General features: G+C 49.6%; 10 protein-coding genes and 1 pseudogene. 4 read left to right on the plus strand and 7 right to left on the minus strand.

The annotated features are described in order from the left end of the window. Positions 1-4: 4 nt before the first annotated feature. Together ACJYUO_RS20745 and ACJYUO_RS20750 are read right to left on the minus strand one after the other, a co-directional pair. Positions 5-1,054, minus strand: coding sequence for a DegT/DnrJ/EryC1/StrS family aminotransferase (locus ACJYUO_RS20745; RefSeq protein WP_494347236.1), 1,050 nt, complete (start codon positions 1,052-1,054; stop codon positions 5-7). A gap of 23 nt (positions 1,055-1,077) precedes the next feature. Continuing rightward, entirely contained in the window at positions 1,078-1,626 is a 549-nt protein-coding gene (locus ACJYUO_RS20750; RefSeq protein ID WP_494347222.1) for an acyltransferase, read from the minus strand. 150 nt (positions 1,627-1,776) lie between these two features. On the opposite strand from ACJYUO_RS20750, the gene wecB reads away from it, so the two are divergent. Further along, the gene (wecB, locus tag ACJYUO_RS20755) at positions 1,777-2,844 is read left to right on the plus strand and encodes a non-hydrolyzing UDP-N-acetylglucosamine 2-epimerase (RefSeq protein ID WP_494347223.1); all 1,068 of its coding nucleotides are present in this window, start codon (positions 1,777-1,779) and stop codon (positions 2,842-2,844) included. Here the strand turns inward: wecB and ACJYUO_RS20760 are convergent. From ACJYUO_RS20760 to ACJYUO_RS20770, 3 genes are all read right to left on the minus strand, one after another. Continuing rightward, complete coding sequence (locus ACJYUO_RS20760) at positions 2,836-3,945, minus strand: glycosyltransferase family 4 protein (protein ID WP_494347224.1); 1,110 nt, start codon at positions 3,943-3,945, stop codon at positions 2,836-2,838. The two genes, wecB and ACJYUO_RS20760, sit on opposite strands and share 9 nt — an antisense overlap. Positions 3,946-4,076: 131 nt before the next feature. Beyond that, positions 4,077-5,396: a sulfatase gene (locus tag ACJYUO_RS20765; protein WP_494347225.1), complete on the minus strand. Its 1,320-nt coding sequence runs from the start codon at positions 5,394-5,396 to the stop codon at positions 4,077-4,079. 421 nt (positions 5,397-5,817) lie between these two features. Beyond that, positions 5,818-6,735 carry a D-glucuronyl C5-epimerase family protein gene (locus ACJYUO_RS20770; RefSeq protein WP_494347226.1) on the minus strand — a complete coding sequence of 306 codons (918 nt, stop codon included), beginning with the start codon at positions 6,733-6,735 and terminating at the stop codon, positions 5,818-5,820. Positions 6,736-7,063: 328 nt separating this feature from the next. Between ACJYUO_RS20770 and ACJYUO_RS20775 the strand changes: the two are divergent. Together ACJYUO_RS20775 and ACJYUO_RS20780 are read left to right on the plus strand one after the other, a co-directional pair. After that, positions 7,064-7,738, plus strand: a pseudogene (locus tag ACJYUO_RS20775) (IS6 family transposase). Between the two features lie 93 nt (positions 7,739-7,831). After that, positions 7,832-9,106 carry an O-antigen ligase family protein gene (locus ACJYUO_RS20780; protein ID WP_494347227.1) on the plus strand — a complete coding sequence of 425 codons (1,275 nt, stop codon included), beginning with the start codon at positions 7,832-7,834 and terminating at the stop codon, positions 9,104-9,106. A 61-nt stretch (positions 9,107-9,167) separates the two neighbouring features. On the opposite strand, the gene ACJYUO_RS20785 is transcribed toward ACJYUO_RS20780, so the two are convergent. After that, the gene (locus ACJYUO_RS20785) at positions 9,168-10,352 is read right to left on the minus strand and encodes a glycosyltransferase (RefSeq protein ID WP_494347228.1); all 1,185 of its coding nucleotides are present in this window, start codon (positions 10,350-10,352) and stop codon (positions 9,168-9,170) included. Between the two features lie 415 nt (positions 10,353-10,767). On the opposite strand from ACJYUO_RS20785, the gene ACJYUO_RS20790 reads away from it, so the two are divergent. Then, positions 10,768-12,057, plus strand: coding sequence for a sulfatase-like hydrolase/transferase (locus ACJYUO_RS20790; protein ID WP_494347229.1), 1,290 nt, complete (start codon positions 10,768-10,770; stop codon positions 12,055-12,057). A 15-nt stretch (positions 12,058-12,072) separates the two neighbouring features. Here ACJYUO_RS20790 and ACJYUO_RS20795 read toward each other — a convergent pair whose 3' ends face one another. Then, a complete protein-coding gene (locus ACJYUO_RS20795; protein WP_494347230.1) occupies positions 12,073-13,884 on the minus strand; it encodes an ABC transporter ATP-binding protein in 1,812 nt (603 codons plus the stop codon). Positions 13,885-14,222 lie beyond the last annotated feature (338 nt).

Below are 14,222 nucleotides of genomic sequence, written 5' to 3' on the forward strand. Positions count from 1 at the left end.
TTGCTTACGAGTCATATTCTGTGATCACGTCGATTATGTAGTCAATATCGGCCGTCGATACGGTTGGATGAACCGGCAACGAGAGGACACTCTCTGCGGCAGTTTCCGCGTTCGGCATTACCGCCTCAAGGTCGTCATAGGCCGGCTGGGCATGAATACACGTCGGATAGTAGATCCCGGTTCCAATGTCGCGTTCCGACAGATAGGTTTTGAGTTCGTCCCGACTATCACTTCGGATCGTATATTGGTGATAGACGTGTTTCGTATGGTCGGGCTCGAGTGGCGTCGTTAGCGATGTCGATTCGAGTCCGTCGGTCAGTCTTTCGGCGTTCGATCGGCGCGTCTCGATAAACTCAGGGAGGCGTTCGAGTTGGACTCGCCCGATTGCGGCTGCGACACTTGTCATTCGGAAGTTGTGCCCGACAGTCGCGTGATCGTACGTTTCCGCTCGACCGTGGTTGATGAACTGACGAACTGACGAGGCGACCTCATCGCGATCAGTTACGATCATCCCACCTTCGCCCGTCGTCATATTCTTCGTCGGATAGAAGGAAAAGCAGGCAACGTCTCCGATCGATCCGACGCGATCACCGTTATACGTCGCACCGTGTGCCTGTGCCGCGTCCTCGATTACTGGAATCTCGAACTCGGCAGCGAGGTCACAGAGCGGTTCCATTTCGGCAGGAAGGCCGTAGAGGTGGACCGGAACGATCGCATCGATATCCTGCTCGGTCGCCACCTCACGAACTGAATCCGGGTCGAGATTGTACGTCTCCGGATCGATGTCGGCGAAGACTGGTTCGGCACCGGTGAACCGAATCGCGTTTGCCGTCGCGATGAACGAAAACGGCGTCGTCAAGACGGTGTCGCCTTCACCGATATCGAGCGCTTCAAGAGCAGCATGCAGGGCCGTCGTCCCGTTTGCCGTCCCAATGCCGTGTTCGACGCCGCAGTAGTCCGCGAACTCCCGCTCGAACTCTCGGACCTCCGGCCCGTCCGCGAGCATTCCACTCTCGAGAACGGATGCGACACGATCCTTTGCCTCATCACTTATCACCGGATTCGCGATTGGAATCGTCAAATGTCGTTCCTCCGTTGAAGGGGATCCGGTAACGGTCGGTGCTCTGCAGGAACCCCGACAGCGAGTGTCTCCGGCGGCACGTCATTCACAACGACTGCGCCGGCTGCGACGAATGATCCCTCACCGACCGTTACATCCGGCATGATCGTCGCGTTCGCCCCGATTGAGACGTGATCTTCGATCGTTGGTCCTGCCAATTCGATCTGCTCCCGAATCGGGTACGGGTCGTTCGTCAGCACTGCGTGGGGACCGACGAATACCTGGTCTCCGATCGTCGTGTTTGACGGGACGTAGACGCCCGTCTGGAGGCTGACGTTTGACCCAACTGTTGACCTTCCGTCAATGACAGTGTTCGACCCGACCAGCACGTCGTCGCCGATATCGGTCAACTCACGGACGAGGGCGTAATGGCCTGTAGAGAAATCGTCCCCGATCGCGACATCGTTATAGATAATCGTTCCCGGCCTGATCGTGGCATCGTCCCCGATACGTGGTTCCTGTGAGTCTTCTGTATATTCGTATCCGACCGTAGCTGTTGCGTCCATATTCTGTTCTGTTTCTGTTCCATTAGACGATGTCCGACCTTCGAGAACCTTCCGGTTCAATCAGCTATGCTCCGAGATTGGGTCGACAAGTGACGGTCACAGCGGCATCGAATGACATAAGAACACGCTTTTTCAGTTTCGAGTACGGTCATGAACGTACTCTCCGTGGTCGGTGCTCGACCGCAATTCATCAAGGCGTTCGCAGTTTCGCGCGAACTTCGCCCACAACACGACGAGATACTCGTCCACACTGGACAGCACTACGACGAAGAACTGTCCGATGTGTTCTTCGACGAACTCGGTATTCCGGAGCCGGACTACAACCTCGGTGTCGGGTCCGAGAGTCACGCCAGACAGACCGCCGAAATGATGATCGAACTGGAGGCGTTAATTGACGACCACGATCCCGACATCGTGCTCTGCTATGGTGACACGAACTCGACGCTCGCCGCAGCGATCGTCACTTCGAAGATGAATGTCGAACTGGCACACGTCGAAGCAGGGCTCCGAAGTTTTAATCGGGAGATGCCCGAGGAGGTAAATCGCATTCTCACCGACCACGTTTCGGACGTTCTATTTCCGCCGAGTGACCGCGCGGTGGACCACCTCAAATCGGAAGGCATCACCGAGAAAGTCCACGATGTCGGCGACGTGATGTACGATGCCCTGCTCCAGGCACGCGAGACGGCCACAGCACAGTCGACAATTCTCGAGGATCTCGATCTCGAAGACGAGACCTATATCCTCGCGACGGTTCATCGGCCCCGTAACACTGATAATCGTGATCGCCTTGAGTCGATCCTCGCTAGCCTCGTGGCCGACCCTCGCCGCGTCGTCCTTCCGGCACATCCGCGGACGCTCGACCGACTCGAACGGTACGATCTCTTGGAGACTGCTGAGGAAGAACTCACACTCATCAAGCCGGTCGGCTATCTCGATTTCATCACGTTGCAAGCCGCTGCCGAAATCATCGTCACCGACTCCGGCGGGATCCAAAAGGAGGCGTTCTTCCTCGAGGTTCCTTGTGTCACTCTCCGCGAAGAGACTGAGTGGCCTGAGACCGTTGAAGCAGGAGGCAACGTCTTGGTCGGGGCGGACGTCGACGCGATTCAGGAGGCACTGGCGAATCCGCCACAGTCGTCGTCGAACGCACAGCCATACGGAGACGGAACAGCTGCGGAGAAGATCACCGGCGTGCTCGCTGCAGCGTCAGAGTAGCTCGTCGTACAGCGCGATTAGCGATTTGGCTTCAGATTCCCAGCTATATTTTTCCTTAATAAGTGACTGCATCTCGGCCGTATCGTACTCGGTTTCGAGGGCAATCTCGACCGCGTCTGCCGTGGAATATGCGTCATCCTGTGGAACGATATACCGGTATCGCTCTGGTAAGAATCGTACGACTGCATCAAGTGGAGTAGCGACGACTGGCAACCCGGAATACAGATACTCGAACTGCTTCGTCGGTATTGCCGTCTTGAATTGTTCAGTATCTAGTAACGCCAGTCCGAGGTCTGCACCATACAGATACTGAAACATCTCTTCGTAGTCCAGATATCCTGGGAAGTGCGTTCGTCGTTCGAGACCCCTGTCCGCAATAAACCGTTTGGCACGACATCTGTCCGCGTCCGTGCTCCACGAGCCGAGTGCCCACAACTCGACATCAAGGCCGCGATCACACAGAATATCGAGCACTTCGAGCATTCGATGGATCCCGCGCAATTCACTCAAACCGCCAACGTACCCGAGGACGTGTTCTGCGGTTCGGCTTTTGGATTCCTCGACGATCGGGAGTCCCTCTGTCTGTGGGAAATTATGTACTACTGAAACGTTTTCGTTCGCATCAGCAAACATTCCTCCAATTCGTTCTGTGGCCGTTACAATCTCATCAAACTGGGTCGCTGCGAACTGTTCAAACTGTGGAATGCCGTACGAGAGCGGTAGTTTTAGGGGATCTGGAATCCACTCTCTTCCGACGACTTTGTGTCCAAAGTCCTCGTGAACGTCGTAAATGATGGCGTTGTCAGTCGCCGCTGAAAGGTAGAGCCCGACCGGAATTAGTTCGGGATCGTGAAAATGGTAGACTGACGCATCTAATCGCTTCGCTTCTCGAGCGACTACGGGGAGACTTTGCCAGCGTTCGACGCGTGTTGAGTGTGTCCCGAGATCGTAAAATTGGACTCCGTTTCGATCCCTGTCCGGAACGTCGTGAGCCATAATCCCGATATCGAATCCAGCATTCGCTAGACTCGTGGCCTCTTTATCGAATATTCGGGTATCAGTTGGGGTATGTGCAGTAGTTAAATGTAGCCCGTCAATCATCCAATCAACACTATTGGCAAGGATGTTCTGCAGAAACGTCAATGTCCTGCCTCTGTCCTCCGGTTTAGAACTTCAAACGGAGTACCTACGTGATATGTATTTACTACTGTTGGGGCGTGGCCCGGCGAGTCTTAAATATATCCCATCTGTCGCAAATTATTCTCTACCTCTGTAGAGAGTTCTTCTTTACCTTGTGGAGGTACCGGGTTTAGAGCGTTAAGATGGGACTCGAAGCAATTTCGCAATTCCTCCTTTTCCGCTTTCGGACCGGTATACTCATCTTTTTCGGGGATCCAACAGAGTTTCTTATCTGGCGACTTCCACGCTGCATACATTCTCTCATGTGGCCGTTTTGACTCCTCTATCCGTTGGTTATTCTCGACAGCAGGTATTGGTGCGATATAATTGACAAACGCAGTGTCTCGCTGTTCATCAATCGGGATACTATTTGTCTCAGGGGCCTCTACACCACAGAGATCCAATATCGTTGGATAGAGGTCATTTAATTGAACGAGATCGCTATGCTCACCTGTTGAAATTGTCCCTGTGGGATCCCGGATAAACAGCGGTACACGGAAGGCTGCGTCATCAAGAGTGAATTGGTGTCCGAATACGCCGTCCTCCCCGAAACATTCCCCGTGGTCGCCAAACACTACAAGAATCGTGTCTTCCCACTCATCATTCCTCTGGAGAGCGTCAACGACATCACCTATAAGGTCATCAACCTGCCGAATGCAGCCCTTGTACTGTTCTCGCATTCCTTTAATCGTCCGCTCACTCGGCCAATACTCACCCGCATACACCTCAGGACGGTGACTGAAAAGTTTACGTTGTTGGTACTGGTTCCAGACTAATTCCATCCGAGACCGACTTGTAAATGGCTGATAATATGGTGATCGTGGAAGGTAGACGTGATGAGTCCCGTTTAAGTGCGCAAACGCGAAAAATGGCTCGTCAGTGTCTTGAATAGTGTTGATCATCTGCCGAATGGTAATTTCATCACGCGTCTGACGGTTATATGTCAGGCGATCAATAAGGCGTTTTACACGAAAGAGTCGCTGATTGATCCCCGTATGATTTTCCCGCGGGTGGGGAGTACGGTGATAATCGAAACCTCGACTGACGCCTTTCGTTCGTGTCCAGCCATTATATCCAAATGCGGCTGTCCTCCACCCATTATCTCGGAGAAGTTCTGCAAGCGTAGGATGGTTCCCAAGAACTTCATCTCCTCCACGAAGATTGTGTTCATGCGGATACAGCCCGGTGAATATGGATGCATGAGAAGGCTGTGTCCAAATTGATGGACTAATAGCTTGAGAGAACCGAGAACCTACGTCATTTAGTGCGTCCAATGTTGGTGTTGTTTTTGGTGTGGAATTAGTAAGGAAAGAGCAAGCATCTGCGCGAACACTATCTAAGGAAAGGAAGACCACATTTGTCTGAGCAGACATACGTCCATATTCACAAATCGGGTATGTATAAGTATCGCAATATCCTTTGCATTGCTTCTAATCAGTCCCAGTAATTATAAACAAAATCCTTAACTCATTATTTGTATTCCGATAGCGGTCAAGGCCATAGAATTACTACCTAATACTTACTTACCATTCTGCTATGGTTAGAAGCCTGCAGATTGCTTTATGAGAGTGTTCTACGCCGGTTACGCGAAGAATTGCTTGTATCTCTCGAAGCAAACAACGGGTCGCGTGAAACCAGACAGTAAACACCCTAGCAGGCGTCGTCCACACGCGCCTAATATTCGTCAAATTCCGCCTTGTAGCACCGCTGAACAATAAGACCGGGCGTAGAGGTTTCGTCATCGTCGATATAGCGAACAACCATATCAACACAATCGTGGCCAGGTTCATCTCCTTAATTGCAGCTAAGATCATTACACTCCCGCCATCCTAACTCAGGACGATCCTTGAGAAATTTGTCTGCCACCTCATTGAAATAGGGTTCGTCGGCAAGTTTCGCGAGTTGACGCATCTGGAAGATATGTAGTCGATGATAGTACTCAGGTGCCAAATTTTTCTCAGTTATCGCGTAATAACTTGTTTCACCTTCATTCCGATACTCCATGGCATGCTCTGCTAACGTTGTTATCTTCGCTTGTACGTACTCTTTTGCGCTATTATCTCCAGTCACAAGCCAATATTCATATGGGCCCCAAAGGCCGATCACTGCACCGTTCAGGACCCGAAGCGGAAGTCCTGGTTCTGGATACTCAGAGAGCCAAAGATATTTAGACTCATCTCGGAATGCCACCCACGCGTCAGGGCTTACCGACCGAAGGTTGAGGAAGCTTTGGTATGTTTTTTCGGCAATATCACGGTATCGCTGGTCGTCTGTCAACTCATATAATCGAAGGAATGCAGATAACCCAACGCCTTGTGACATACAGGAAAACCATGGCGGCTTCCGATTATAATCGGACTGAATCTGGAACTCAAATCCATAATTAAAGTAGTAGCCACCATTTGCGGTCGTCGTATATTCTGAGAGGAGGCTGTCCGTAATGGAAGCTGCCTTCTCCAGATATTCGTCCTCTCCAGATTGATAATACCAGTCGGCAAGCGTTCCTAGTGTCCTAGTTGTCCGGAGTGGATGGTGACCCGAGTGACCACGAATGTCTTCTGCGATCCTAACTGACAAGTTTTTGATCGAACCGACTCCCGGTGGATCCGACATATCCTTGTAAGGATTTGAGAACCATTGTGGGCGTTTTTCATAATTAACAGTTTGGAGGTCATAATTAGTTGCCAATACGTCTTGGCCAGAGACGCTCACATATCGCGGTTCCGTGGTTTGGTTATTGGTTCTGGGCGCTTGACAACCAGATAGTACAGTAGTAATTCCAACAGTCAAAAATGTACGTCGATTCATTAATAAGATTCATTGAGAAGCAGTACTTCTTAACCTTTCTGTTTAATCCAGAACATATTTACTAGAGATTGACCACTCAGTTTCATCGGCACCGTCTAGTGGTTCTTCAGCCGTGAATAGATGCATCAAAACCAGCAGACGAGAGCAGTCCTGTACTTATCGATTGGATCTGGAAGCAACACTAGTTAGCGCAGTTTGAGAAGTGAGCAGGTCGTAGAGTTTGGTTGGAACTATGCTCGCAGACCTGCTCAGCGAGTGCTACGCGGCGGAATTTTATGAATGTTGGGAGCGTGAGCGGACGGCGACACCCGTTAGGGTGTTCGCCGTCCGTCTCCACGCGACCGGTTGTTCGCTCCGTGAGACACAAGCAATTCTTCGCTTGATTGGCGTAGAACGCTCTCATCAAGCAATCTGGCACTGGGTACATCGGCTGGCTGACAGCGTGCCAGACCCGCCGACGGCGCAGCCGTCGCAGGTCGCCATTGATGAAACCGCTGTCAAGATCAACGGCAACTGGTCTTGGGTATACGCTACAATAGACCTAGACTCACGCCTAATTCTTGATGTCACAGTGTTTGGACGGCGAGGCACCGATCCAGCCGCTGCGTTCCTGCATCGATTGACCGAGAAACACGATCTCTCCGAAGCTATATTTCTTGTCGATGGCTACGGTTATCTGACTGCCCTTGCTCGATTAGGGTTAAGCGGTCAGCTCGACTACGTCGAGCGAAACCTGATCGAAAAGTGGTTTCAGACGTTCAAGATGCGGGTTGACCGCTTCCATAATTCGTGGGTGGGCAGTCGGGCGAGCGTCAGGGAGTGGCTTGATTAGTTTGTACACTACTATAACACACAACGACCGCATCAATCACTTAACGGACAGACGCCAGCCGAGGTGCTAAACTAGACAGTGCCGTGAATTGAGAATTGGAATATCTTATTCATTGACGCGGCTGCTTTAAATAAGAGATTTTATCAAGACAGCCTGTAAGACCGTAGTATGACTACACCTTCCCCTTCTGAAACGGGATTGGGGAACTCTCCAAATTGGCTTCGGATGGTGACAATACTCATTATTGTGCTTGCGATTCTTGGTCCGATTCTCCCCAGCATTTCGACTTCTATCGGGAATCTGAGTCCGTTTCGCCTATTTATACCGTTTTATGGGATTCTTCTATTAATTTCAATTGATAGTTACAACCAGAACCAAATTCAACTACCTCGAATCACTCTCCCATTCCTTGGATTCATCGGCCTCGCCGTATTCAGTACCATCTACGGGATCGCGACTGGCATTGATATCAGCGGCCCGCTCATCTTCCTAATGCGTTTTATCCTCCTCTTCGGCATTATCCATACGCTCAACACCCGTCGCTGGGTTTATCGGGGGTGGATAACCCTTACTGCGCTCGCCCTTTTTGCGTTTATAATTGTCATAATCGAATTTCTACTGGGCTGGCACGCACCGTTTAGCCAGTTGCATAACCTTCCAGATCGTCTCCCTTACAGCAATTATGCGACAGCATGGTTTACGAATGTGAACGATCTGTCTTTCTTCCTTCATTTCGGACTTATTCCCGCACTGGTCTTGGCCCTCAACTCAACAACGAATCACCGTACTCGAGCGGTGTTAGCAGGTGCTTGGACAACCGGGTTGTTACTTAGCATTCATCTTGGTGCACGGACGAGCACTATTGCCTATCTCATCAGTGTGGTTACTGCTGTTAGTCTAGTTGAATCCTGCCGCATCAGGCGTTTTGGAGCACAAATCCCAACACCCCTCGGAAAAGTAACGATGCCTATAGTCGGAATCTTCGCAGCTGCTGTCTTCGCGACAGTTTCAAACCCAATCGCTTCAGGAGGGTCACTCTGGATCCGTTGGCAGCTCCAAAAGGCCGCCGTGACAGTCGGGGGAATATATGGAAACGGGCTTGGCAGTACCGCAGAAATGATCAGTCAGTCTGCGGTTCCGACTTCAGAGGTGTGGTCGCCGCATAGTTGGTTCGCTGCCCTTCTCGGAGACACTGGCGTGTTAGGACTTGTTCTCTTTCTTGCCTTCTATGGAGGTTTGCTGGTCCAATTGCTTCACAAATCAGAGTCACGTGATCCAATTCGAATTATGACTACGATTGCAGTAATTACATTGCCCGTTGCTGGGCTGGGCCCCAGCAACGTTCTGTTCATGGCAACCTTCTGGATTATTCTCGGTCTCTCTCTTGCAACGCTACAGATCCCGGCGCAGAATTCTGAAGCAGCAAAAGTCTCCGACATCTAAAAATGTAATTTGATATCTAGCCTAACGCTTCTTCATATAAAGAACCTCAAGGTCGGTCGTATCAACTAATATCAATCGTGTCAGCGTATATGTGGTCAATTTTCTCCGCATTTGATGCCCATGTATAGCTATCTTCCACGGTGTCTCGTGCACGGTTACCAACCGTAGTCACGGTTTCCTGCTCAGCCAGTATCTCTGAGAGCAGATTCGCTAATTCAATCCCGCCTGCGTGTTCGTCGATGAAATACCCCGTCTCGTCGTCTATGACGAAGTCCTCAGGTCCCTCGCCAGCACGAGCAATGACAGGGAGTTCAGACGCCATTGCCTCAAGATATACCACGCCAAACGCTTCATCATAACTCGGCAGCACAAACACATCGGAATCCCAGAGATTCGCGTACACCTCCTGATGATTCTCTACATATCCTAAAAACGTCACCTGTGGACATACATCAAGATCTGCTGCAAGTTGCTCAAGCTGAGTACGCTCTGGTCCACTTCCAATTATAACGTAGTGAATATCTTCCCGATCAAGTTCAGCAAGTGCCTTAATGACCGTCTCGTGTCCCTTTCGTTGAATCAGGTGCCCAACCGAGATGAGAACGTGACCATCTAATGCGCCAGTCACAGTTTCATCGATAGAACGAGCTGCGTCAATCTCCTCGAGTGAAACACCGTTTGGCACGACTTTGGGATCATAGTGGAAGTGTTCGTGACCCAGATTGCGGAGGGAAGTGCTATTGACGGTAACAGCCTCGGATGAATCGAGGACGGTCTGGATGAGAGATTGACAGCCAGGAGCGTCAACAGACTTATAAAAATCCGCCCCGTGGATAGACGTGACAAGTGGAACCTCAAATCGATTCGCGAGTGCAACTGCAGCGTAGCCATCGGGGAGTGCGACGTGCGCATGCACTATATCCGGCTCGAATTCCGCTGGAAATGTAGACTTCCTCAGGGTCCGTCGTGCACTGATTGAGCTCAGGGCGAGTGTTTGAAGTCCAGGCAGGGACAGATAACGGGGAGTCGTAACCGGAATTCCGTCACGTTCGTAGTGTTTGGGCACTGCTTTTTGCTGTTGCCAGTTGCTTGGGAGTCGAGGAAGTGGCGGTACCCACGGTCGTGGCGAAATCACACAAATGTTGTGTCCGCGTTCAGCGAGTGCGCGAACCTGCTGGTGGACGAATGGCCCTGTTGCGTTGTCATCAGGACTGGGATAAAGATGCGAAACAACGATGATGTCCATACGGACACTATAATATTCTTGACGGTTAAGGTGCTGGTTTTCCAAGGAAGAATTGCTTCTCGGCAGTTGGAATAACAATATATTGAATTTCGACGCGTGAATGTACCAGTGCCGTTTGAGTTAAGAATCTATACACAATAATCACATCTATTTGTAATAAAAATAATGTCTAGACCAAATTGGCAAGAAAAGTCGCAAAATACTGCCATACTGATTGATGAGTTCTATGATAATATTTATTTCCCTATATTTCATGGTATCTCTGGGTCTTGCTACAAAACCACATATATGAATGAAAATCATAATTAAACAGTATTTATTTATCAGTGATATCTGAACCAAATATCATTTGAAGAGAATGTAGATCTTCATAGAAAGGTTTTAGTCCAATATCTACTCACGGAGAAGTAATCAGATGACCAATATTGCGCTCGTTGTTCTCGATACACTTCGAAAAGACACTTTTGACGAGCATTTCGACTGGCTCCCTGGAGTACGATACAATCACGCATATGCACCAAGCCATTACACAGTCCCCGTTCACGGAAGCCTTTTCACTGGCCAATACCCGAGTGAAGTCGGCGTACACTCAAAGCACGAACGTTTTGACTGCGACATCCCCGTACTTCCAGAACAGTTACAGGCCGCTGGATATACGACACGAGCATTTTCTGCAAATTCGTTACTCGTTCCCGAACGGGATTTTGACCGCGGATTCGATGAGTTTCACGAAAGTTGGCAAATTCGGGCCTCTCGTGGCAACGTTTTTAACTGGAGTAAAGCAGTGCAAGCGTTGCCGAACGGAAAACTCCGTAATCTCCGCGCGGTCTGGCAGTGTATCCAATCTGACTGCGATACAATTGATTCGCTCCGATACGGCTGGATGGAAAAAACCGCCAATCACGACGGCGGGCCTGAGGCTCTAAATGTAGTTAAGTCTACAGATTTCGGGGATGAGGAGTTCCTTTTTATGAACCTCATGGAAGTCCACTCTCCGTACAGATCTCCTAAGGAATATAAGACAACTTCGACAGAATCAGTCAAATCACAAACTATCCTTGGCGGTGACGTAGACTTAAGCACCCATCAGAAAAGATACCATGACTGTGCGCGTTATCTCTCTGATATCTATAAGCAAATATTCAGGGAACTAGAGAGTGATTTTGATTACATTATTACTGTATCTGATCACGGAGAACTCTTCGGCGAACACGGGGCGCGCACACACTATCACGGACTCTATCCAGAGTTGGTCCACGTTCCACTCTGTGTATCAAGCGATAGTGATTGGAATTCGAGCGACGGAGCGAGGTCACTGCTTGACATTCACCAGACTATCTTAAATCTCGCTGATACTGAGGGGAAGTCTAAAGGTGACGATTTACGTGATGCTTCAGAAGATATCCGATTTACCGAGTATCATGGGCTGCGCCAATCCCGTATAGAAGCATTTGAACAAGATGGATTTCCACCGAATGAAATTGCAAAATTTGATGAGCCGCTGGCAGGCCTTATCAAAGATACGTCCTATTTCTATCAGACTGTGTCGGGTATCAAGTCAACAGATGGTGAATCATCTGGAGTGGAAAACCAACTTGAGTCTCGCCGAGAAAAGATTAGAGAGCGAGTATCTGCCACTGAGTCGGCGAACGTTGACGTCCCGGAAGGTGTTAAAGACCGTCTGAAGGACCTTGGATACGCCTAGAAAACGATCATGGAACTATTCTGATTGGAGAGAATAAAGACGAGAGTATTTCCCGCTTTTGGAAATTAATTCCTCGTGAGAGCCTGACTCGGCTATTTTTCCGTTCTCCATGGTATAGATCTGGTCAGCATTTGTAACAGTAGATAGACGGTGTGCGATAACTACCATTGCATAGTCTCGCTCCATTTCTTCAATCCCCTTGTGAACATCTTTTTCGAGAGATACATCGAGGTCACTGGTAGCCTCATCTAATATTAACAGGTCAGCATCTTTCAACAGTGCTCGAGCAATAGCAACTCGCTGGCGTTGCCCCCCAGATAATTTCACGCCCTGATCACCGAGCACCGTATCGTACCCTTTGGGCAACTCATCAAGGAACTCGGTGACCTGTGCAATCTCACAGACTTTTTCGATCTCATTCTGTGTTGCATCACGATTTCCAACTGTTACATTTCGGCGAAGCGTATCGTTAAAGACGTGCGGATCTTGTCTAACGATTGTAACTAATGAACGCCAATCTTCAATATTAAAATCATCAATTGGGGTACCATCCGCTCGAATTGTACCGTCGTTTGGCTCATACATTCGAACGAGTAATGAAGCAATCGTCGACTTTCCAGCCCCTGAAGGGCCGACAAACGCGATGAAATCATCACCATCAAATTCAAATGAAACATCTCGAAGCACTGTCTCGTCGCTCGAGTCATAGCTGAAACGAACGTCGTTGAACTCAACCTTATTGACTGAATCTGGAGCTGGCTGGAGGCCGTCAGACGGCTCCCGATTACGCTCGAGTTCCTTGATGAACTCCTGTGTTCGCACGAGATGTGGAAGTTCACCTTCGACACGATAGATATGCTTGTTCAGATTACTAACCTTCGGGCCAAGTCGAAACATCGCAAAGAGGAAGATCCCCAGTTCGCCAACGGACATTGACGAAAAGGTCAATGCGAGGAAAATCAGGACAAATACAGTCACTGCAGTCGTAAGTTGATAGAAGTTCGTGATTGCGGATTCGTTCCGAAGCAGTTTGATTCGATTCCGCTCGAACTGATCAGTCGCTGTTTCGAAGCCGGACCGAAGCTCCTCGATCAGCCCGAATACTTTCACTTCCCTAACGCCCTGTGTGCCAGCCTGTGCGTTCGACTGGATTTCTTCTTTTGCATCTGCGACTTCGTCACCGAGAGAGTATCCAGTATCAAGAACGTTCCTAAAGACGAAAGTTATCGCTCCCAAAAATACACCAGTGAAAATCGTCAGAACAGGAGATAGGATAAATGCGAGAGTGAAGTACATGACAGCTAAGAGTCCCTGTTCAATCGCTAGGAGGGAGACTCTGATCACTCGTCCTGCGTATTCAGCTTGCGTTACGATCGCATTTAAGATATCGTCCGATCCCTCTTCATCAAAATATGCAATTTCAGCTTCGAGAGCGTTATTGAACGCTGATTCCTGCAAGTATCGAACGTATCGCGTCTCGATCGCTGCGCGAAACCACCCCACAAAAAATGACATGATAAAGCGCAATGTCATCACGACAGCAACTCCGGCAACTAGATATCCTAGAGTGAATGGGACGTTGAGTGTCTGGTAAATTGTGAGGAAGATCATGAGGAGGCTGCTGCCCTCCTCTGCGGCTGAACCGTTCTGTGCAATATCTATAATAGGCATGATGAAACTCATCCCAAACCCCTCAAAAATTGCCGCGAAAACGCTCAAGAGGATTACTGCGCCGGCGAACTGGGGCTGGAACTTCGCAACGCGATACAACGCACGTAGTTTTTCGCGCCAAGTGAGGTCAATGTCTGGATCGTCTGTATTTGACATAGGTGAGAGCGAAAGACCGCCATGACCGAACGGTTCGATTATCGTGTGGTCAGATGCGGTGTTATAAAGTCTCGTCGTTATCGTGTCACTCAGAACTGTGAGTGATTCATCTCGAAGCAGGAATACTTAGCCGAGTCATGAGTCTCTGTCTAACTCGAGCTCACTCACATCGAGTTCACCAGCAAGATAGAACTCTCCTTTCGGACTAATTGGCTCTGGTGAATCGCTGTACGGCGTCGGCTTCAACCGTCAGAACTAGAAAGATGAAGCGGGAAACCGTCGATGTCCATGTCGAAAATTTCCCGCTTCACGAGCAAAGTCGTTCAGTTAGCTAAAAA

It is taken from the genome of Natrinema sp. CRL1 (assembly GCF_059162405.1).

What these genes read in the sequence shown, in the direction of transcription:
- wecB (WP_494347223.1), top strand. Translation starts at nt 1,777, where the DNA reads ATGAACGTACTCTCCGTGGTCGGTGCTCGACCGCAATTCATCAAGGCG.
- ACJYUO_RS20760 (WP_494347224.1), bottom strand. Translation starts at nt 3,945, where the DNA reads ATGATTGACGGGCTACATTTAACTACTGCACATACCCCAACTGATACC.
- ACJYUO_RS20795 (WP_494347230.1), bottom strand. Translation starts at nt 13,884, where the DNA reads ATGTCAAATACAGACGATCCAGACATTGACCTCACTTGGCGCGAAAAA.
- ACJYUO_RS20765 (WP_494347225.1), bottom strand. Translation starts at nt 5,396, where the DNA reads ATGTCTGCTCAGACAAATGTGGTCTTCCTTTCCTTAGATAGTGTTCGC.
- ACJYUO_RS20790 (WP_494347229.1), top strand. Translation starts at nt 10,768, where the DNA reads ATGACCAATATTGCGCTCGTTGTTCTCGATACACTTCGAAAAGACACT.
- ACJYUO_RS20785 (WP_494347228.1), bottom strand. Translation starts at nt 10,352, where the DNA reads ATGGACATCATCGTTGTTTCGCATCTTTATCCCAGTCCTGATGACAAC.
- ACJYUO_RS20750 (WP_494347222.1), bottom strand. Translation starts at nt 1,626, where the DNA reads ATGGACGCAACAGCTACGGTCGGATACGAATATACAGAAGACTCACAG.
- ACJYUO_RS20780 (WP_494347227.1), top strand. Translation starts at nt 7,832, where the DNA reads ATGACTACACCTTCCCCTTCTGAAACGGGATTGGGGAACTCTCCAAAT.